20 protein-coding genes and 2 pseudogenes are annotated in these 21220 nt (G+C 50.3%); 10 read left to right on the top strand and 12 right to left on the bottom strand.

Annotated features, from left to right (window positions below):
• Position 1: 1 nt before the first annotated feature.
• A complete protein-coding gene (locus LC431_RS22625) occupies positions 2 to 796 on the top strand; it encodes a HEPN domain-containing protein (protein WP_223510348.1) in 795 nt (264 codons plus the stop codon).
• Positions 797 to 986: 190 nt separating this feature from the next.
• Positions 987 to 1302: pseudogene (locus LC431_RS22620) on the top strand (phage late control D family protein); the annotation flags it as partial.
• An 80-nt stretch (positions 1303 to 1382) separates the two neighbouring features.
• Here LC431_RS22620 and LC431_RS22615 read toward each other — a convergent pair.
• Positions 1383 to 1796: a GNAT family N-acetyltransferase gene (locus tag LC431_RS22615; RefSeq protein ID WP_112152157.1), complete on the bottom strand. Its 414-nt coding sequence runs from the start codon at positions 1794 to 1796 to the stop codon at positions 1383 to 1385.
• Positions 1797 to 1960: 164 nt separating this feature from the next.
• On the opposite strand from LC431_RS22615, the gene LC431_RS26325 reads away from it, so the two are divergent.
• Positions 1961 to 2092 (top strand): hypothetical protein, encoded by a 132-nt coding sequence (locus tag LC431_RS26325; RefSeq protein WP_255611245.1) that lies wholly within the window; start codon positions 1961 to 1963, stop codon positions 2090 to 2092.
• Between the two features lie 41 nt (positions 2093 to 2133).
• Here the strand turns inward: LC431_RS26325 and LC431_RS22610 are convergent, their stop codons facing one another.
• Complete coding sequence (locus LC431_RS22610; RefSeq protein ID WP_223510347.1) at positions 2134 to 2502, bottom strand: hypothetical protein; 369 nt, start codon at positions 2500 to 2502, stop codon at positions 2134 to 2136.
• 252 nt (positions 2503 to 2754) lie between these two features.
• Here LC431_RS22610 and LC431_RS22605 point away from each other — a divergent pair.
• Positions 2755 to 2922, top strand: a pseudogene (locus LC431_RS22605) (integrase); the annotation flags it as partial.
• A 308-nt stretch (positions 2923 to 3230) separates the two neighbouring features.
• On the opposite strand, the gene LC431_RS22600 reads toward LC431_RS22605, so the two are convergent.
• The 4 genes from LC431_RS22600 to ftnA all read right to left on the bottom strand — a co-directional run bounded on the left by LC431_RS22600 (position 3231) and on the right by ftnA (position 5536).
• Complete coding sequence (locus tag LC431_RS22600) at positions 3231 to 3566, bottom strand: YebY family protein (RefSeq protein WP_013576173.1); 336 nt, start codon at positions 3564 to 3566, stop codon at positions 3231 to 3233.
• A gap of 50 nt (positions 3567 to 3616) precedes the next feature.
• Entirely contained in the window at positions 3617 to 4501 is an 885-nt protein-coding gene (copD, locus tag LC431_RS22595; RefSeq protein WP_153376238.1) for a copper homeostasis membrane protein CopD, read from the bottom strand.
• A gap of 3 nt (positions 4502 to 4504) precedes the next feature.
• Positions 4505 to 4891 (bottom strand): copper homeostasis periplasmic binding protein CopC, encoded by a 387-nt coding sequence (copC, locus tag LC431_RS22590; RefSeq protein ID WP_369794827.1) that lies wholly within the window; start codon positions 4889 to 4891, stop codon positions 4505 to 4507.
• A 138-nt stretch (positions 4892 to 5029) separates the two neighbouring features.
• Positions 5030 to 5536, bottom strand: coding sequence for a non-heme ferritin (gene ftnA, locus LC431_RS22585; protein WP_013576176.1), 507 nt, complete (start codon positions 5534 to 5536; stop codon positions 5030 to 5032).
• A 406-nt stretch (positions 5537 to 5942) separates the two neighbouring features.
• On the opposite strand from ftnA, the gene LC431_RS22580 reads away from it, so the two are divergent.
• Positions 5943 to 6173, top strand: a complete 231-nt coding sequence (locus LC431_RS22580; RefSeq protein ID WP_013576177.1) for a DNA polymerase III subunit theta — start codon at positions 5943 to 5945, stop codon at positions 6171 to 6173.
• A 19-nt stretch (positions 6174 to 6192) separates the two neighbouring features.
• Here LC431_RS22580 and pip read toward each other — a convergent pair whose 3' ends face one another.
• The 4 genes from pip to dbpA form a co-directional block, all read right to left on the bottom strand.
• Positions 6193 to 7149 carry a prolyl aminopeptidase gene (gene pip / locus LC431_RS22575; protein WP_013576178.1) on the bottom strand — a complete coding sequence of 319 codons (957 nt, stop codon included), beginning with the start codon at positions 7147 to 7149 and terminating at the stop codon, positions 6193 to 6195.
• A 496-nt stretch (positions 7150 to 7645) separates the two neighbouring features.
• Positions 7646 to 9685 (bottom strand): S9 family peptidase, encoded by a 2040-nt coding sequence (locus LC431_RS22570; RefSeq protein ID WP_223510346.1) that lies wholly within the window; start codon positions 9683 to 9685, stop codon positions 7646 to 7648.
• A gap of 131 nt (positions 9686 to 9816) precedes the next feature.
• Positions 9817 to 10182: a protein YebF gene (gene yebF, locus LC431_RS22565; protein ID WP_013576181.1), complete on the bottom strand. Its 366-nt coding sequence runs from the start codon at positions 10180 to 10182 to the stop codon at positions 9817 to 9819.
• A 161-nt stretch (positions 10183 to 10343) separates the two neighbouring features.
• Positions 10344 to 11726: an ATP-dependent RNA helicase DbpA gene (dbpA, locus tag LC431_RS22560; protein WP_013576182.1), complete on the bottom strand. Its 1383-nt coding sequence runs from the start codon at positions 11724 to 11726 to the stop codon at positions 10344 to 10346.
• A gap of 250 nt (positions 11727 to 11976) precedes the next feature.
• Here dbpA and purT point away from each other — a divergent pair, with 250 nt between their 5' ends.
• Entirely contained in the window at positions 11977 to 13155 is a 1179-nt protein-coding gene (purT, locus tag LC431_RS22555; protein ID WP_223510345.1) for a formate-dependent phosphoribosylglycinamide formyltransferase, read from the top strand.
• Positions 13156 to 13245: 90 nt separating this feature from the next.
• On the opposite strand, the gene LC431_RS22550 is transcribed toward purT, so the two are convergent.
• Complete coding sequence (locus LC431_RS22550; RefSeq protein WP_013576184.1) at positions 13246 to 13428, bottom strand: YoaH family protein; 183 nt, start codon at positions 13426 to 13428, stop codon at positions 13246 to 13248.
• A gap of 161 nt (positions 13429 to 13589) precedes the next feature.
• Between LC431_RS22550 and pabB the strand changes: the two genes are divergently transcribed.
• The 4 genes from pabB to LC431_RS22530 all read left to right on the top strand — a co-directional run bounded on the left by pabB (position 13590) and on the right by LC431_RS22530 (position 19184).
• On the top strand, positions 13590 to 14966 hold the full coding sequence (gene pabB / locus LC431_RS22545; RefSeq protein WP_223510344.1) for an aminodeoxychorismate synthase component 1: 1377 nt from the start codon (positions 13590 to 13592) through the stop codon (positions 14964 to 14966).
• Positions 14963 to 15565 carry a CoA pyrophosphatase gene (locus LC431_RS22540; protein WP_013576186.1) on the top strand — a complete coding sequence of 201 codons (603 nt, stop codon included), beginning with the start codon at positions 14963 to 14965 and terminating at the stop codon, positions 15563 to 15565. The genes pabB and LC431_RS22540 overlap by 4 nt, the downstream gene beginning before the upstream one ends.
• Before the next feature lie 207 nt (positions 15566 to 15772).
• The gene (locus tag LC431_RS22535; protein WP_013576187.1) at positions 15773 to 17137 is read left to right on the top strand and encodes an L-serine ammonia-lyase; all 1365 of its coding nucleotides are present in this window, start codon (positions 15773 to 15775) and stop codon (positions 17135 to 17137) included.
• A 454-nt stretch (positions 17138 to 17591) separates the two neighbouring features.
• Positions 17592 to 19184, top strand: coding sequence for an EAL domain-containing protein (locus tag LC431_RS22530; protein WP_013576188.1), 1593 nt, complete (start codon positions 17592 to 17594; stop codon positions 19182 to 19184).
• Positions 19185 to 19260: 76 nt separating this feature from the next.
• Here the strand turns inward: LC431_RS22530 and LC431_RS22525 are convergent, their stop codons facing one another.
• Entirely contained in the window at positions 19261 to 20820 is a 1560-nt protein-coding gene (locus LC431_RS22525; RefSeq protein WP_013576189.1) for a TerC family protein, read from the bottom strand.
• Positions 20821 to 21220: the final 400 nt, after the last annotated feature.

Genomic DNA, 21220 nt, shown 5'->3' with positions numbered 1-21220 from the left:
AATGCAACCAATTACTGATTCTAGAATTAGAGACACTATATCATCAACACCTAAATTAGAACTTGCATCAGTAAGCTTCAATACATATATCTCTAGAATTTATGAACTCGAAAGTAAATTTATTAATGAAGAGATTTTAATAACTAAACTTCAGGAGGATCAATACCTTTCAGATCCAACAATAATTTTTGATCAAGATATGATTCGTGCTTTTCGCCTTCTGTGTCACGCAGAAACTGAAGCATACCTTGAAAATTTAGCAGATAAACTTAGTAAAGATGAGTATCTAAGTTGGAAAGCAGATGGTACACCTAGTGACGTTGTGATAAATATCATTGCGTCCCATTATTCCGGTTGGGATAAAATTGACTGCAGTGTTAAGGAATACAAACCCTTTTCTGATCAGCAAATCAAAAAACATGGTTCAGGAATAGCACTAGCCGCCGCTGAGAAAGCCTATGGCGCTTACAAGCATGTATTGTTAAATAATCATGGTGTAAAAGAAGAAAACTTTAAAAATATGTTTGTCCCCTTAGGTATATTAGAGGGGGACTATAATGATCTGATCCAACTGCTAGACAGATACGGCGCGATGAGGGGAAGTGTAGCTCACTCTTCAAATACAGTACAAACTCTTATCAATCCTATTGATGAGAAAAATGTTATTATAGATATTATCAAAGGGATTCTAATTCTTGATATCAATGTTACTGATAGACTTAATAATCAAGGAAGAGCGATGCTCGAAAGAATCAATCAAATGCAAATGCAAATGCAAATGCAATTGACGCAATAAAACTCTTCATTGCTAAATCATCTGGTATTTAAAATAATGCCAGATGCAAAAACACTCGCTCACTGATAATTGTTTTAAATATTAGGCCAACTGGGATTATATTTTCGACATTGCATTCAAAATTATATTTCTTACCAGTAATGCTAATTCTATTAGCTGGAACTCTGGCAACATCGTAAACATCACTGCTAAGGCAAAGAAGACCAGCGCGAAGGTGCAGAAAACGCCGGAAGCGAAGGAAGGGGATTATCTGGCTGGCAGCGATGAAAACGCGTTTACCCTCACTACCCTCTACGCCACGCAAAAGGCCTCCATGCGGGCAGCACAGGCGAAGTGGGACAAACTCCAGCGCGGAGTTGTCGATCTCCCTGGCTCGCGGGCGGGCTGATTTATTTCCTGAGACGCCGGTGGCAGTGTCGGGCTTTAAGTCAGTGATCGACGCGCAGCCGTGGATAATCAGCAAGGTAACGCACAGTCTGGGCGGCAGTGGATTTGTGACGACGTAGAATCTGGAGTGTTAGAGCAATCAGGTATGTTCAATTCCATTGTAAGACCAGGGATTGAACATGCCTGCGGATAGGGGAAATTAAAGGATCTTTTTCATTGAAGGTGAGGTGTGGAAAATGAAATCATTTCTTTCATAGAAGGGAATTGCTTCTTTCCTTGCATCAAGAAAAACAAAATTCATCTCCCTGCTTTTAGCCTCACTGACAGCGAAATCAAGAAGTAACCTACCCGTTCCCGAATGGCGCTCATGTTCATCAACGACCAGATCATCAATATGCAGGTGAGAACCTCGTGCCAGCGTGTGTACAGGCCTTATGCCCATCACACCGATAATTCTTTCTTCGAGAACAGCAGCAACAAGCTCATACCCATTCAGAGTCTGAACTCTTACGCTTTTTAAAAATTCGTCTTTGGTGATATTTCTTAGCTGAGCAATGATCGGGAATGCGCTTTCCCACTCTGAAGGAAGTAATTTTTTAATCAGAACAGTCATAAAACATCCAATTCAATAAGCAGAGTTATTATTTATAGGATTGTTATTATTACGTTGCAATGTAAATCACTGTAATTTCACATGTCTATTTTTCATCATAAAACACAATGATCAAATCTAATTAAAAATGATTACATGGTGATTATTATGATGCACTGCCCGAAATGTCAGCACGCAGCACACGCCCGTTCAAAACGCATGAATCCATTGCGGACATCATTGTTGAACCTGGCACCGTTCATGCTGTTCAGTTGCATCCGGATAAACATCAGCAACAATCTTTGCAGATGCATTAAAACAAGAAACCCGCCAATGGCGGGTTTTTTAACATTCAGGATCACCAGCTAAGTTGCTCACCGCTGGCTTTCAGATTTTGTTTGTACATCATATCCAGAGTCGCGTAAGTGCACATATTAACCGCACCTTCACAATAATCCCCGATAACCTTATCTAATATTTCTTTATTTTTGGCTTTGGTCAGATTTTTAAAAGCGGTCAGATTTTGCTTTTCCATCATACGAAGCGTTGTTGGCTGGCACATATTAACGGCACCATCACAGTAATCAGCCTTCACCCTCGCCTTGATGTATTCAATTACTTCTTGTTTTTGCGCTTCGGAACCATCGAATTCCATAGGGTTGACAAATGCAGCACTCACGGCAAACGGAAGCACTAAAGCAGCAAATCCCAGAACAAACTTCATCATTAAGTCCTTATAGTGAAAGCAAACTGTTAAGACTAATCTTAACAACCTGGCATAAAAATTTCACCGTTTGCGCCGCAACCTTTCCAAAAGATATTTGCTTAGACAAACCCATCGGTTGCACCCTTGCATGTATACGACTGACTCAATCAACCCCTCCCGAAAATATCCGCGAGTTTGATCAACCGGAACGTGAAATGGCATGGCTGACCCAGGAACAAATCCTGCGACTCATGGCCGCCAGCGAACAGCATGGGCAATATCATCGTGCTGCAACGCATCCTCGGACACTCAGATATCCGCATCACGATGCGCTACGCACACTTCGCTCCCGATCACCTGGAAGACGCTATTCACCTGAATCCGCTGGCTCAAATGGATGGCGACAAAGTGGCGGCAGAAAGTCCAAATGAGCAGCATTGAAGGTAACAGGAAGTGGTTTAAGTGATTGTTTTAACGGTAAGTTATTGATTTAAGAAATGTTCAAAAAAAAGACCGAATACGATTCCTATATTCGGTCTAGGGAAATGGCTCTTGGGAGAGAGCCGTGCGCTAAAAGTTGGCATTAATGCAGGCGGTTAAGCCGTACAACTTAAAGAGTAGACGACAGATGACTATTTTCCACCCAGTTTGAAACATAGTGATAATAACAATGATGTATTATTTTCATTGTGTGACAACATACGCAAAACATGGGATTTACATCAGTCAGTTATCGTCGGCACGGCTGTTCAGCAAAGCGACTGAGCTTTGGCAATAAAAGGGGCCAGACTCATTTTTTGCCCTGGGTTCTGCGGGTCGTCCAGCCAGATTTTCTCCAGTGGCACAGCCTGAACCTGATGGTTTTTTACCTGCTCTTTCGCCACGTCATTGAGAGGATATTGCGCCAGCGTGCTGTCGTTAATCACATACAGCGCATTACCGGGACGGCATTGCAGCATGACTTCTTCACGGGTAAAGGCCCAGGCTTTGCCGTATTGCAGACGGCTGATCGTTTCCAACTGGGGTGCCGCAAAGCTGCTGGCAGATAAGGTCAGCAGCACACAAGCTAGCAGTGTTTTCCTCATAATTTTTCCTCGGTGATATTAAATTCCTGGTACTTATTCAGATAACCCGTTCAGCGCGGTGCCAGTGTGGCAAACACACTCACCAGCAGCAATACGCCCAGCGCCAGCCCCCATTCGAGCCAGGTCATCATGATAAAATAGTGTTGTGCCCTGTCGGGATCTTTACCCATTAAGGGCACCAGCCGGTAGCGGTTAAACACAGCGACAGCCACCATCATTCCTACCATGAGCACTTTGACCACCAGAAGACACTGGTAAAGCGACGTCATATCCGTTGGCCAGCGCTGTAAAATAATGGCCGTGTTGATGATACCGGTGAGGATCACCAGCGCGACGGCGGCATGTCCCCAGAGCGAAAAACGGATAAGCGTGGCAATAGCATAAGGTCTTGCCGAAGGTTGTCGGGTATATCCCATACAGATCAGCAATGGCAGCAAACACCCGAACCAGTAGGCCGCGCTGAGCAGGTGCACCACATGATTCGTCCGCTGTACCAGCCCGGGCAGACCTTCATGCATCGCAGCATGGCCGACCAACGCCTGACTCATCAGTAAACCGCATGAGCACAGGAAGACCAGCATATTCCGCGCGGGCAGCCAGTCCATCAAAAGCACCAGCAACAGCGCGGCCGTCAGTAATAAATGCCAGCGCCAGACTTCACCAAATGCAGTGGTTAAAACCAGCAGCCAGACATTCAGATTCAGCGCATCACTCCAGCCGTTGCCCATCAGCGCAGCCTGAATCGCCAGCATACCGACCGAAGTGACCGCCGCAACCAGGGCGGAGCAGATCATCAGGGTCTGGTTTTTGCGCAACAACACGGCCGAGAAACCTGCAGGCGTCAGCAACGAGCAGAAAACGCTCAGACCGAAGATTTGCATCAGCGAAGCAAAATGCATGAAGCGGCACAGAACAAACAGTGCAGTCAGACTCATCGCTTATTTAACGGTGAAACTGTACTGACCGTGCGTTTTGTGACCATCAACGGAGACAACGTTCCACGAAACAATGTATTTCCCCGCGCTCAACGCATCGGAAAGTGGCAGAACGGCCTGAGTGTTGTCATTCGCTGCCAGCGTCATTTTGCCGGTTTTCACTGTTTTCTGGCTGGCATCCGTCAGGGTAATTTTACTGAAATCAGGCTCGATCCCTTCACTGAAGCCGAGAGACAGTTCAGTCGGGCTGACGGTTAACACCGAATCCGCCGCCGGGGTTTCTGTTTTCAGATGGGCGTGAGCAGAAGCCTGCTGTGAGATAAATCCGCTCAGCAGAACGGCTGAGACTGCCAGGGCACGGCAAAGAGAAGTGGTTTTTTTGAACACGATAATTCCTTGGCTTGCTTAACGATGAATTTATAACGCCGTCACTTTAGCGCAAACCGCCACAAAACGTTTGCCAAAAAGGCATAAAAAAACGCAGAGGCGGAAGCACTCTGCGTTTTTGTGAACACCTCTGGCGGGAAATTAGCCTGCCGGAGTTTGCGTCACCATATTTTTGAGATCTTTATCCACGAAGAACAGGCCGTTACCGGTGTTGCTGACCAGCGCCAGTTTATCAAGGACTGATTTGAACAACGTCTCTTCTTCATGCTGTTCAGAAACGTACCACTGCAGGAAGTTGAAAGAAGAGTAATCTTTCAGCGTCATAGACAGATCAGCCAGTTCGTTGATTTTCTGGGTGATCAGCTGTTCATGCTCGTAAGTCTGTTTGAACAGATCAGTCAGGGATTCAAAAGCCACCGGCGGAGCGGCAATTGCGCCCAGCAAAGGCAGAGCACCCGTATCGCTGACGTATTTGAACAGGCGATGCATGTGGTCCATTTCTTCCATTGAATGCTGTTTAAGGAAAGCGGCGGCACCTTCGTAGCCTTTGTCGCTGCACCATGCACTCATCTGCAAATATAAATTGGCAGAATAAAACTCGAGGTTCAGCTGTTCATTAAGCTGATCAATCATTTCTTTTTTAAGCACGATACGGCTCCATAAATTGAATTAAGTCAGGTGGGCTGATTTATTTATCTGCATTATGCCCGCATCAACACAAAATAAATACACCTTATTCACATTAACATGCACAGCAATAACAATTAATTTTAAACAATTGATTTTAAATCATTTTATAAAGCAATAAATATTCAACAATGATAATCATTAACATGTAATTCCCTATTAAAAGGAATCATTCTTATTTACGATATTAATTAACGTCGACTTGTTGAATATAATTATCACTTCTGATTTGTGAATGGTTCTTATTTACTCCTGATAATTATCCGCATTCTTTGCCGGGCAAAGGAACATAAAAGCCAAATCGCAACATTCACGCTGGCGCCTGCCTCGGGTACAATGTGGTAAAACGGATCATCGGGAAGCAGTTATGAGCATCAATCTGGCTGAAATCAGCAAAGAAGAAATGGATCGTATCAATGTCGATCTTGCGGCCTCAGCGGTGGCCTTTAAAGAACGCTACAACATGCCGGTTGTCGCTGAGATGGCGGAACGCGAGCAGCCTGCGCATCTGCGCACCTATTTTCGTGAGCGGGTGATGTTCTATCGCGGGGAATCACATAAGTTCTCCCGCTTACCTTATGAGCCGAAGCAAAAGTAAACGGGAGTAGCAGGCAACATTAGCGCCGGGCGGCGAAACGCTGGTTAGTGCGGATCAGTTGATCGAGAATGCCAGGCTCGTCGAACGAATGCCCTGCCCCTTCAATGATGTGCAACTCCGCTTCCGGCCATGCCTGCGCCAGATCCCAGGCATTTTGCACCTGGCAGGCCATATCATAACGGCCATGCACAATGACGGCCGGAATGTGGCGAATACGTGTGACATTTTTCAACAACTGGTCGTCACTTTCCAGAAAACCCAGATGTGTAAAATAGTGGTTTTCTATACGGGCAAACGCCAGCGCAAAATTGTCCTCACCAAAGGATGCCGAACCTTCCGCAGGCAACAGTGTCACGGTCTCCCCTTCCCACAGGCTCCAGATTTTAGCAGCCTCAAGCTGCACAGCGCGATCGCCGGAAGTCAGACGGGCCCGGTAAGAAGCAATCACGTCTTTACGCTCTTCATCCGACAGAATCGACAAAATACGTTGCCACTTTTCCGGGAAGAAGCGGGACGCGCCGTCCTGATAATACCAGGACAGTTCCTGCTTACGCAGCGTGAAGATTCCGCGCAGCACCATCTCGCTGACATGTTCAGGATGCGTCTCGGCATACGCCAGCGCCAGTGTTGAACCCCACGAGCCGCCGAACACCAGCCATTTGTCGACACCGGCCATTTTGCGCAAACGCTCGATATCCTCGACCAGATGCCAGGTTGTATTGTTTTCGAGACTGGCGTGAGGTTTTGAGCGTCCGCAGCCACGCTGGTCAAACAGCATGACGTCATAATCATTGGGATCAAACAACTGACGGTGTACCGATGAGCAGCCGCCGCCGGGTCCGCCGTGGAGAAATACTGCTGGCTTGCCTGCCGGGTTTCCGCTGCGTTCCCAGTAAATTTGGTGACCATCGCCGGTATCAAGCATGCCGCTGGCATAGGCTTCCCGTGGCGGATATAACCCTTTAAATTTTGGCATGACATTTCCTGTTCTATTCGGCCAGTGTATTGATTGATGTGCTTACATCTTCATAACAGCGCATCGGCTAGCCCGCCACAAGGTGTTATAAGCAAAAATCGTTATTTTGCATGCCGTTCGCATACTTATCGCGCAATTTCACTTTCAGGCACGCCCGGCCCGCCTTAAAGCGGCCGTGCAAAGAGTGAAGAAAAACCTGCGAAGACACTTGCAACCGGAGCGAATTAAGCAGTAAATAGCAGAGCAACCCAATCCACCAGCTTTAAGAGAGGCAAATATGAGTAAAGGAATGGATAGCAAAAAGAATGCGAAGAAAAAACCACTGAAAACTCCGGCCGAAAAAAAGGCTGAGAAAAAAGCCAAGAAAGCTTCTGCCTGACAATGGACTTCGTAGAATAAACCCGCCGAGAGCGGGTTTTTTTTATTCTCCCCGTCCTACTTCGCGCTGCAGTGGCATTGGCTGCAACCCGAATTATTTAGGGGAAAGGTGTGATATTTAGTGCTTCGCTGCCAGCGCCAGCACAAAGGCATATTCCAGCGCGATATCTTCGTAGGCTTTGAAGCGTCCGGATTTACCGCCGTGCCCGGAATCCATATCGGTATGCATCAGCAACTGGTTATCATCGGTTTTAAGCTCGCGTAATTTCGCCACCCATTTTGCCGGCTCCCAGTATTGCACCTGCGAATCATGCAGTCCGGTGGTGACCAGCATATGCGGATAGGCCTGCGCGCGAACCTGATCATATGGGCTGTATTGCAGCATATAGTCATAATACGCTTTGTCGTTCGGGTTGCCCCACTCGTCGTATTCACCGGTGGTCAGTGGAATGGATTCATCAAGCATGGTGGTCACCACGTCAACGAACGGCACCTGTGCCACAATGCCGCGATACAATTCTGGCGCCTGATTAATAATTGCGCCCATCAGCAAACCGCCTGCACTGCCGCCCATGGCGTAAACCTGCCCGGCGTCACCGTAGCCTTCAGCAACCAGTTCTTTGGTCACATCAATGAAGTCATGGAAAGTGTTGAGTTTGTTGAACAGTTTGCCATCGTCATACCATTGCTGGCCCAACTCAGCGCCACCGCGGATGTGCGCCAGTACGAAAACAAATCCTCTGTCGAGTAAACTCAGACGGCTGCCACTGAACGCCGGATCCATACTGCTGCCATAGGAACCGTAACCGTAAACCAGTAACGGATTTTCATTCGGCTTAAACAGTTCGCGGCGATACACCAGTGACACCGGGACTTTCACGCCGTCACGTGCCGTAACCCAGACACGTTCGCTGCGATAATTTGCCGCATCAAAGTCTTTCACTTCCTGCTGCTTGAGCAGCGTACGGTCATGCGTATCCAGATCGAGTTCAAACAGCGAGCTCGGCATGGTCATGGAAGAATAACCATAACGCAGCAATGAGGTGTCCGGCTCCGGGTTGTACGCCAGCCAGGTGGTATAGGTCGGATCGTCAAACGCCAGCGATTTTTCCTCGCCAGTTTTCCAGTGGATCTGACGCAATTGCGTCAGCCCCTGATGACGTTCTTCCACCACCAGCCAGTCACGGAACAGGCTGAAGCCTTCAAGCATCACTTCAATACGCGGCGCAATCAGGGTCTGCCAGTTTGCTTCCACGCCATCTTCACTCTTATAAAGTCCGAAGTTTTTGCCATCTTTATTGGAGCGGATGTAGAAATGCCCGAGGTAATGATCGAGAGCGTATTCATGATCTTTACGGCGTGAGAGAAACACCTGCGGTTTTGCCTGCGGATCATCGGCATCCAGCAGCAGGATCTCGGAAGTCGTGGTGCTGTCGAGGTGGATCAGAATGTATTTTTCAGACGTGGTTTTATCCAGCCCGACGTAAAACGTGTCGTCTTTCTCTTCATACACCAGCGTGTCGGTCTTAGGATCAGTGCCGACCACGTGGCGATAAACCTGATACGGCAGCAACGTTTTCTTGTGTTTGCGCACGTAATACAGTGTCTGAGAATCGTTCGCCCATTCGCTGCTGCCGGAGGTGTTTTTCAGCAGATCGTCAGTCCAGGTTTCGTCATCAAGTTTTTTGATGCGGATGTCGTACTGACGGCGCGAAAGAAAGTCTTCCGCCACGGCCATCAGTTTGTTATCAGGGCTGATATCCAGACCGCCCAGCGTGTAAAATTCGCTGTCTCTGGCACGTTCATTGCCATCAATCAGCGTGCTCCAGTTTTCATGTTCCGCTGCGGGCTGACGCAGATAAATGGCGTATTCGTTGCCCGGTTCATAACGGGTCTGATAACGGTAGCCATGTTTCACGTAGGGAACGGAATGATCCTGTTGCGCAATACGCGCAACCATTTCGCCATACAGGGTTTCACGCAGCGCCTGATGCGGTTGCATGGCCTGTTCGGTATATTGGTTTTCAGCGGTCAGATACGCCAGAACCTGAGGATCGGCGCGGTCATCATCACGCAGCCAGTAATAGTTATCGACGCGGTCATCGCCGTGTACGCTCAGGGTTTGCGGGCGTTTTTCAGCCTTTGGAGGTGTCATCATCTCGGGATCTCTTTGTCCTCTTTGCGGTGTGACAAGAGTGACAGGTTTAGGCAGGGAAACCAAGAGACGTCAATGCAGGGAAATAATGCGTCCGCTAAGAAATAACGGACGCAATCGGAAGTGCAGAAAGGCTATACCGGCGTGCTGTAGCTGATTTCGCCGATCTGGCAGTTGAGGGTCACCTGATAGGTTTTATCAGTGTGATCACCGCGCACTTTTAGCGGGATATTCCATCTGGCGTTATTGCCGCTGATGCTGTCAGTCACCACCCAGGCCACCGGTGTAGAAGTGCCGAGCACTTTTTTATCTGCATCCCAGCGCGGAATACGGTTTTGCAGGAAATCACGTTTAACCAGTGCTGCCACTTCATCTTTTGTGGCCGTGGAACAGGGTGTTACCGTTGCCGTTCTCACTTCAGGCTCATCGGCCTGTGCAACCTGGCTCAGACCGCTCATTCCTGCAACGGCCATCACAACGCCCAAGATTATCTTTTTCATCGTTCGTCTTCCCAGTCTTTGTCGTTCATTCAGTTGACCTTGCCGGACAATATCCCTACATAAGGCAAGGTCATCGCTTGCGTTAGATAATATAATCCTCAACAAGGCAATAACACAACATTAACAATAAGACGGCCAATGCAAAGCGATAATAAACCCGGTTAACGCAAGATAATGGCTTTGCAATTCTTGCCTTTAATTTTCCCTTCCTGCAAACGTTGCAGCGCTTTCTTAGCGCTCTTCTGACGAATCGCCACATAAGCATGAACCGGGAACATATCGATTTTACCAACTTCAGCTGCGGTCAGCCCGGCGTCACCGGTCAGCGCGCCCAGAATATCGCCGGGACGGATTTTGGCTTTACGGCCGCCATCGATGCATAACGTTGCCATTTCAGGATCAAGCGCCACCGGGGCGGCGGCCAGTGCCTGCGCTGCGGGCTGCCAGGTAAACCGCTGGCGGGTGTAATCTTCCAGCGCCGTTACACGCGGCATTTCCTGCGGTGTCACGAGACTGACGGCCAGGCCACTGGTGCCCGCACGACCGGTACGGCCCACGCGGTGAACGTGAACTTCCGGGTCGAAAGACAGCTCGTAATTAATGACCAGGCCGAGCTGTTTAATGTCCAGCCCGCGTGCCGCAACATCTGTCGCCACCAGTACGCGGCAACTGCCGTTGGAGAAACGCACCAGTACGCGGTCGCGGTCACGCTGCTCGAGGTCGCCGTTCAGCGCCAGCGCACTGATGCCTTTCGCCTTCAGGTCATCACAAACATCCTGACAGTCACGTTTGGTGTTACAGAACACCACACAGGAAGTCGGCTGATACTGATACAGCACCGCGGCCAGCAGCGATAAGCGCTGATGTTTGTCGGCTTCGATGAAAATCTGCCTGATATCAGCAATGTCATCTTCGCCTTCGATTTCTACCTTCAGCGGCTGACGCTGAAATTTAGAACTGATGCGCTCAATGCCGTCCGGATACGTCGCGGAGAACAGCAGCGTCTGGCGATCCTGCGGCGTATAACTGACGACATCTTCGATATCTTCGCTAAAGCCCATATCCAGCATGCGGTCCGCTTCATCCAGCACCAGTACTTTCAGTTCGTCCAGTTTCAGCGTGCCTTTACGCAGATGCTCCTGAATACGGCCCGGCGTACCCACCACAATGTGCGGCGGATGGACCAGCGATTCAAGCTGTGGTCCGATTGCCTGGCCACCGCACAGGGTCAGAATTTTGATGTTTTGGGTAAAACGCGCCAGACGGCGTAATTCTTTGCTGACCTGATCGGCCAGTTCGCGGGTCGGACACAATACCAGCGCCTGAGCGACGAACTGTGAAACGGTAATGCTGTTCAGTAAACCGATACCGAAAGCGGCTGTTTTACCGCTGCCGGTTTTGGCTTTGGCGCGGACGTCCTGACCCAGCAGGATGGCAGGCAACGACGCTTCCTGAATCGGGGTCATTTCGGTGTAACCCAGTTCATTCAGGTTAGAAAGTTGCTCAACGGGTAATGTCAGGGCAGAAAAGGAATGCGTGCTCAAGGGCGATAACTCTTTATGTGAGGCAAAAATCGGGACAGCGGCAGGAAGCCTGACGCCATGGTTTGGGTAAATGATAACAGAGACGCCCGCAGACTGCCTTAAACGGCAGAAAACAGGCTGAAAAAATCCTGCTTTTATTCCCGCTTAAATTTATCAACAGCACTGCGCAATCGTTTTCGTCGACAATAATTTCAGATATACTGCGCGCCGAAATTCCTATTTTCCTTCACACAGATCTGGGTACGAAGCTATGTTAACCATTGGTACTGCACTGCGCACTGGCGCCACCCGCGTCATGTTATTAGGCTCCGGCGAACTGGGCAAAGAAGTGGCGATTGAATGCCAGCGACTGGGTCTGGAAGTGATCGCCGTTGATCGCTACGCCGATGCACCCGCGATGCAGGTCGCCCATCGCAGCCATGTCATTAACATGCTGGATGGCGATGCACTGAAACAGGTTATCGAAAGCGAACACCCTGATTTTATCGTGCCGGAAATCGAAGCGATTGCCACCAGCATGCTGGTCGAGCTGGAAAAACAGGGTCACAACGTCGTGCCTTGTGCTGAAGCGACACGCCTGACCATGAACCGCGAAGGCATCCGTCGTCTGGCTGCCGAAACGCTGAAGCTGCCTACTTCCACTTATCAGTTTGCCGATGATGAAGCGGCTGTCCGTGAGGCGATCGACGCCATCGGCTATCCGTGCATTATCAAACCGGTGATGAGCTCTTCCGGTAAAGGTCAGAGCCTGATCCGCAGTGCCGATCAGTTACAGGCGGCATGGGATTATGCCCAGCAAGGTGGCCGTGCTGGCGGCGGACGTGTCATCGTTGAAGGTCTGGTGAAGTTTGATTTTGAAATCACCCTGCTGACGATCAGCGCCGTTGATGGTATTCATTTCTGTGCGCCAATCGGACACCGTCAGGAAGACGGTGATTACCGCGAATCCTGGCAGCCACAGCAGATGACAGACCTTGCATTGCAGCGCGCCAAAGACATCGCAGAGAAAGTGGTGAAAGCGTTGGGCGGTAAAGGCCTGTTTGGCGTTGAACTGTTCGTTTGTGGTGATGAAGTGATCTTCAGCGAAGTGTCACCTCGCCCGCACGACACCGGGATGGTAACGCTGATTTCTCAGGATTTATCAGAGTTCGCCCTGCATGTGCGCGCATTCCTCGGTCTGCCTGTGGGCAATATCCGCCAGTTCGGCCCTTCCGCTTCTGCCGTAATCCTGCCGGAACTGACCAGCAGCAACGTGACGTTTACCGGCCTGGAAAACGCACTGACCGGTTACAACCAGATCCGTCTGTTCGGTAAGCCGGAAATCAGTGGTAAGCGCCGCCTTGGCGTAGCGCTGGCGACGGCGGACAACGTTGAAGACGCCGTGGAACAGGCCAAACAGGCAGCGGCTGCAGTGGTGGTTAAAGGCTAATCCATTCCTGACGCTGAGATGAAAAAAAACCGGACGCCTGAAAAGAGTCCGGTTTTTCTTTGCAGCAAAGGGAAACTGCGGAGCAACGTTTTATTCGTCGTCTTCGTCATCAAAAATGACGGTCACACGGTCACCTTTATGCGTTTCGCGGATTTCTTCTGCAACGGTCGCAATGGCTTCGCCGCTGCTCATGCCGTTTTCCATTAACTGGCGGATACGATCGGCGGCCTGTTCTTGTTCGTGATGTGATAATGAAGGCATACCTGTCAGCATGGGAGTGTCCTGTTGTACGGGTGATAATAAAAAGCCCGCGCAGTGCGGGGTTGCACAGTATACGCCTTATTCACGCAAATCGCCTGCGCTGCTTTCAGGCAGCCCGATCTGTGTTAGGATCCTGAAAAATAGTCACTGCGCCAGAGAAACTCATACCCGTCATGCCATTCGCCCAACCCGTTGTTTTCCATTCATTACCTTATCAACCCGATGCAATAACTGAACGGTTCGCGCCGCTTTCTGCTTTGCCGTGGGCGATGTTACTGCATTCAGGTTCGGCACAGCACCAGCATAATCGTTTCGATATTCTGGTGGCCGATCCGCTGATCACGCTGACCACACGTGGCAAGCTAACGCAGATTGAGCACAACGGCATGGCCGAAACCCGGACTGAAGATCCGTTTGCTTTACTGGAAGAGCAAATGGCGGTGGCCGGTTTACAGGCAGAAAGTTCAGCGGATTTTCCTTTTCTGGGCGGCGCACTGGGTTTGTTCGGTTATGACCTGGGGCGCAGGATAGAAACATTGCCTGAAACTGCGGAACGGGATATCGACCTGCCGGATATGGCGGCAGGGATTTATGACTGGGCGCTGATTGCCGATCACCATTTACAGCGCCTGACGCTGATTTGCCATGGTGACGTTTCTGAACGTTTACGCTGGCTGGCCCAGTACCAACCTGTTCCTTCTCCTGCGCCTTTCTGTTTACATGCGCCGTGGCGGGCAAATATGAGCCGCGAAGAATACGGTGAGAAATTCCGTAAGATTCAGGAATATATTCACAGTGGTGATTGCTATCAGATCAATCTGGCGCAGCGGTTTTCGACGGAATACAGCGGCGATGAATGGCAGGCTTTCCTGCGCCTCAATCAGGCTAACCGCGCCCCTTTCTCCGCGTTTCTGCGTCTGCCGGAAAATGCCGTTGTCTGTCTTTCACCCGAGCGTTTCATCTGGCTGAAAGACGCTGAGATACAGACCCGCCCGATTAAGGGAACGCTGCCGCGCTGCGAAGATCCGACTGAGGATATGCAGCAGGCAGAACGGCTCGCGGCATCGGAAAAGGATCGCGCCGAAAACCTGATGATTGTCGATTTGCTGCGTAACGATATCGGCCGCGTGGCGACACCCGGCAGTGTGCGGGTGCCGGAGCTGTTCGTTGTGGAGCCCTTCCCCGCCGTCCATCATCTGGTCAGCACGATCACCGCCCGGTTACCCGAAACCTGTCACGCCAGCGCCTTACTGCGTGCCTGTTTCCCCGGCGGCTCCATTACCGGTGCGCCCAAAGTGCGTGCCATGGAAATTATCGAAGAACTTGAACCGCACCGGCGCAACGGCTATTGCGGCAGCATTGCATATCTGAGTTGCTGCGGCACGATGGACAGCAATATCACCATCCGCACATTGCTCACCGCACAGGGCAAAATTTACTGCTGGGCGGGTGGCGGGATCGTCGCTGACAGTCAGGAACAGGCGGAATATCAGGAAACTTTTGATAAGATTGCCCGTATTCTGCCTGAATTAGGAGAAATACAGCCGTGACGCTGCTGGAACAACACGCGCCCTTACAGACGTTTTCACCTGCCGTGGAAGATTTCATCCTGCGTTTTCAATTGCAGCAGCCGCGCCTGCCTGCTGCGGCGTTGCGCGGAACCCGCCACGCCGCTGTGTTGATCCCGATTATTTGTCGTCCGGAACCGACCCTTTTACTGACGCGCCGCTCCGATCAGTTGCGTAAACACGCCGGCCAGGTCGCCTTTCCCGGTGGTGCAGCAGATGCTTCCGATGCCTCGATTATTGCCACCGCATTACGCGAAGCGCATGAAGAGGTCGCGATCCCCCCTGAACAGGTTCATATATTAGGCACACTGTCGCCGCAGGACAGCAGCAGCGGTTTTCAGGTCACGCCGGTTATCGGGCTGTTGCCTGTTGATGTACCACTGCATCCCGCGGAAGATGAAGTCGCCGAGTTGTTTGAAATGCCGCTGCGGGAAGCCTTTGATCTCGCACGTTATCACCCCCTGGATATTCACCGCAGAGGCACTCATCACCGGGTTTATCTGTCCTGGTATCAGCAACAATTTGTCTGGGGGCTGACGGCGGGAATCATCCGTCAGTTGGCCCGGCAGGTTGAAGTCTGAGCTCAGTGATTACATTACGATCACACTTTTGCATCAAATAAGTTTATTTCATGCGAAAAATGAAACTTTTGCCTCTCAGCCCTTTTAAACTATAAGTCTATCCATAAGAACAAGAGACCCGTCCATAAGGGCTGTCTCTGGTGTTGGTTCATTTATGGAAGCCAGGGATCCCGTTCCCTGCCGCAATCTATTACAGGAGTATTCGACGTGATTAGCGTTTTCGACATGTTCAAGGTCGGGATTGGCCCTTCCAGTTCCCATACTTTGGGCCCGATGAAAGCAGGCAAACAGTTCGCTGATGACCTGCTGGAAAAGGGCATGATGCCTGCCGTTACGCGTGTCGCTGTGGACGTTTTTGGTTCTTTGTCTCTGACAGGTAAAGGCCACCACACAGATATCGCCATTATTTTAGGTCTGGCGGGCAATCAGCCAGATACCGTCGACATCGACGGCATTCCACATTTTATCCGCGACGTTGAGCAACGTGAGCGTCTGCCGCTGGGCGGAACCCAGCATGAAGTCGATTTCCCACGTGATACCGGTATGGTGTTCCGCGGGGAGAATTTACCGCGTCACGAAAACGCCATGCAAATTCACGCTTTTGCTGGCGACAAGATGATTTACAGCAAAACCTATTACTCGGTCGGCGGCGGCTTTATCGTTGATGACGAGCATTTCGGTCAGCCTGTGCTGGATGAAGTGGCGGTGCCGTACAGCTTTAATTCGGCCAGTGAAATGCTGGCAAAATGTAAGGAAACCGGGCTGTCATTATCCGGTCTGGTGATGAAAAACGAGCTGGCGCAGCACAGTAAGCAGGACATTGAGCAGTATTTCGAGAAGATCTGGCACACCATGCAGGCCTGTATCGATCGCGGCCTGAATACCGAAGGCGTTCTGCCTGGCCCGTTGCGGGTGCCGCGTCGTGCTTCTGCCCTGCGCCGGATGCTGGTGTCTAACGACAAACTTTCCAGTGACCCGATGAACGTGATCGACTGGGTGAATATGTTTGCCCTCGCGGTTAACGAAGAAAACGCGGCAGGCGGACGTGTCGTGACGGCACCCACCAACGGCGCATGCGGCATTGTGCCTGCGGTGCTGGCGTATTATGACCAGTTCATTCAGTCGGTCAGCCCGGACATTTATCTGCGTTATTTCCTGAGTTCCGGTGCTATCGGTATTCTGTATAAAATGAATGCGTCGATTTCAGGCGCTGAAGTGGGCTGTCAGGGTGAAGTTGGCGTAGCCTGTTCAATGGCGGCGGCAGGCTTGACGGAATTGCTTGGCGGCAGCCCGGAACAGGTGTGCGTTGCGGCCGAAATTGGCATGGAACACAATCTGGGATTAACCTGTGACCCTGTTGCCGGACAGGTTCAGGTACCGTGCATCGAACGTAATGCCATCGCGTCAGTGAAAGCCATTAATGCCGCCCGTATGGCATTACGCCGCACCAGTGAGCCGAGAGTTTCATTGGATAAAGTCATTGAGACAATGTACGAAACCGGTAAAGATATGAATTCCAAATATCGGGAAACCTCGCGTGGCGGTCTGGCGATTAAGGTTCAGTGCGACTGATCCGGTCGAAAAGATGACCTCTTCCTGCGGTATTTTCAGGTTGTATTAATTTCAACCAATTTACCGCAGGAAATACCACCTGGCCGGTAGCCGGCAGCAATAAAACCTTCGCTAACAACAACCTGTTGTATTATCAATACATAATGGTAGTGAGACTTGCATTATACCCTGCAGGTGCGGCATGCTGATTTCCGCCTGATTTCCCCTGTCCGGGTCCCCCTTATTACGTCTGCGTAAATGTCGGAAATGGACAGGAAAAACCTCAGTGACACTGTCACCTGTATGTTTTTTTCGATTTGAACAGAGAAATATAGGGAGTTTGCCGCTACTCAAACTGAGCGCCCGACGATTTACAGCTACTCTCTATAAAAACGAAATGGCTGTTACGCATCGGTAACCCTTTAAAATAATAATTTTGAGCCTGCCTTTAACTCGGGATAAAAGGATTAGAACGATGCTGTTCTCCCAGACCGGACTCGCGAAGTATCGCTACTATCGCATTGCCCTCGCCAGTGCCATGGGGATATGTACGCTGCTTCTGACGCTGGGCATTCGTATCTACGAACAAGCCCAGGTTATCGCCGAAGATCAAAAACGTGTGGCTGTTCACACCGTTGAAAAACTGGAAAAATTGCTTGAACCCGCTTCTCCGGCCGGCAAAATTATTCCTTTCGACCAGACACTCGCCTGTAAGGCACAGCAACCTCTGTTGCAACAAACCGTCGCCCGCATGCAAACATTACGTTCAATCAGTCTCGTCAGCAACGGCACCATTGTTTGTTCAAGCCTGGTAGGCACGCTGGATCTGAATTTCAATCAAACCTTGCCTTCCTTCGCACAGGGTAAAACCCAACTTGAGTTGCGCGCCTCGAAATGGAGCCGTGTCAATACACCGACGCTGGTTTTATGGCATCCGACCACACCGGATAATCTTAACGGTGAACTGTTTGTCTATAACATCGGGATCTTGTCGAATTTCCTGCTCGAGCCCCAACCGCCTTATGCCAGCCACATCGTTCTCAACGTCGGACAACAAAATCTCGAATACGGCAAAAATTCAATCATCAACACCAGTGCCCTGCCGCGCGCCCCTTTGCTGAGCGCCCGATCGGAAAAATATGATTTTGCGGTCTCTATTTATGGTGAAGAAGCCAGCACACTGGCCTGGGAGGAGCTGTTTTCACATCTGCCGCTGTCGGTTCTGATCAGCCTGCTGACAGCAACAGCCATTTATCTGTTCTCCGGCAGTCGCATCAGTCTGGCTTATCCGATCAGCCACGGCATTTCCCACCGCGAGTTTAAAGTTTATTGTCAGCCCATTATTAACAGTACGGATGGCCGTTGTATTGGCGTGGAAACACTGATGCGCTGGAAAAACCGCCGGCAGGAATGGGTTTCGCCCGATGTGTTTATTCCTCTGGCAGAACAGCACGGTTTAATCATTGCGCTGACACGCTATCTCATTCAGACAGTCGCTGAAAATCTGTCCGTATTTCCGGCAACGCCGGGTTTTTACGTCAGTATTAATGTTGCGGCACAACACTTTAATAATATGGAAATTGTTGATGACATCCGAAAGCTGTGGCTTCCGGCGCAGCCGTCAGTTTCTCTCATGCTGGAGCTGACGGAACGGACGCGGTTACAGGAGTTACGTGCTGCTGAGATTTCACAGTTGAAAGAAATGGGTATTCTGCTGGCCATTGATGATTTCGGGACGGGTCACAGCTCCCTGAGCTATCTCAAAACCCTTAATCCCGATGTGCTGAAAATCGATCAGGCGTTTACGGCCTCAATTGGCACCGATGCGATTAACGCCACCGTCACGGATACCATCATCACACTGGCGCAGCGTCTCAATCTAAAACTGATTGCTGAAGGAGTGGAAACCCGTGAGCAGGTAGATTATCTGCGCGAACGCAGGGTCGATTCATTGCAGGGCTACTACTTTGCCCGCCCGATGCCTATAGAAGTATTCCCGATCTGGCTGGAACGTTATAAAAAAACTACGCAGAACATGGAATTGCAGGATAATACAGATCCGGTCTGAAGGTGGAAACCCGTTTTCCCCGACCATAAAAAACGGCGACCTGAGTCGCCGTTTTACATCCCGAAATAAAGCCCCGTTACTGGTCTTCATCCCATTTGTCTTCTGATTTCAGCCGCGTAATACGTACGCGTTCGATACGGTATTCCGACACGTCAAGAATTTCAAAGTGCAGCGACGCCATTTCGATCACTTCACCCACGACCGGCATTTGTCCTGATTTCGACAGCAGCAGCCCGGCAAGAGAAGCAAAATCGTCGTCGGCATTCACCAGCGTTTTGACGTCCAGAATTTGCTGCAACAGATGCAAATCGGTTCCGCCTTTAGCAATCCAGCTATCACCGTCAGTCACGACGTCCGGCGTTTCATCTTCGTCCGGGAATTCACCTGCGATGGCCTCCAGCACATCCAGCGGCGTCACCAGCCCCTGAATCACACCAAACTCATTGCTGACCATCACCAGACGACCTTTGGCTTTACGCAGAACGGCCAACAAGTTGATGACGTCCATGGTTTCCGGCACCACAATCGGCGGCGTTTTTTCCGCGAACGCGACAATGCTTTCACCGTTTTCCAGCGCCACCAGCAGATCTTTCGCACGCACCACACCGATAACATCATCCAGTGAATAACGGCAAATCGGGAACAGGCTGTGCGGCGTATCGAGAAGCTGACTGCGGATTTCATCCGGTGACTTTTCACAGTCTACCCAGGAAATCTCGGTGCGTGGCGTCATGATGCTGCGCAGGGAGCGTGACGCCAGCGTCAGCACGCCGGTGATCATGTGACGTTCTTCTTCCGCAAAGGTTTCACCGGCTGGCAATACATCGCCAGCGGGCTCATCTTCATGCTCATTCTGGCGTTTCCCGCCCATCAGTCGCTGAATAGCTTCCGCTGTACGTTCACGCATCGGACGGCTGGACTGGCTTTTCAGGAAGTTGCGGCGCGCAATCTGATTGAACAATTCAATCAGGATAGAGAAACCAATCGCGGCGTACAGGTAACCTTTCGGAATGTGGAACCCGAAGCCTTCAGCAATCAGACTCAGACCAATCATTAGCAGGAAGCTGAGGCATAGCACCACGACGGTTGGATGATTGTTTACGAAACGGGTCAGCGATTTCGATGCCAGCAGCATCACGCCCATGGCAATAATCACTGCAGTCATCATGACGGCCAGGTTATTCACCATACCGACGGCGGTTATCACCGCATCCAGCGAGAAGACCGCGTCCAGCACAACAATCTGCGCCACCACAGCCCAGAAGCTGGCATAGCCGCGATTCGTTGTTCCATGCTCGTCATGCCCTTCCAGCCGCTCATGCAGCTCTGTGGTGGCTTTGAATAGCAGGAATATCCCCCCGACTAACAAAATCAGATCACGGCCGGAGAAACTGAACTGCGCAATACTGAACAGCGGCGTGGTCAGTTTCACCATCCACGAAATCAGTGACAGCAAACCTAAACGCATGATCAGCGCCAGCGAGAGGCCGATGATACGGGCTTTATCACGCTGCTTCGGTGGCAGTTTATCGGCAAGAATGGCAATAAAAACAAGGTTGTCGATACCCAGAACAATTTCAAGCACGACAAGCGTCAGCAAACCGACCCAAATTGAAGGGTCCATCAAAAATTCCATGTCAGACTCCGCAATGAGTTAAAGAAAAAAGACGCACAAAAACACCAGACCCCAGGCTGTCAGATGACCGTCCGGAAGTATTGGCTGCAGAAATAGCAGATGAAAGCGGTTTCAGTGCGGCTGAAATCAGGCCCATCGGGGCAGATTTGCCGGTAAGAATGAGGTGAAAAAGCGAAGAATAGTGACGTCGGTGACAGTCCATAGGGAGGGCTGAGGCCCGGTACTCCTGTTCAATTATTCGGAAAATCACTTTATCAGGAATGATTATTTGAAGAAAGAGTGATCTTTTACCTTCAGCATCAGTTTGTAACATCTATGCTGTTTTAATGTGCGATGTGAAACCGTATTCACAATACGTCGTTCAATAACGGACAGTCGTCACAAAAATTATTTTTTCGCA

It is taken from the genome of Rahnella sp. GSA61A (assembly GCF_019969905.1).
GTDB lineage: Bacteria > Pseudomonadota > Gammaproteobacteria > Enterobacterales > Enterobacteriaceae > Rahnella > Rahnella aceris.
Note: the sequence above shows the minus strand (reverse complement) of the source record. Positions and strands in the feature narration are given on the sequence as shown.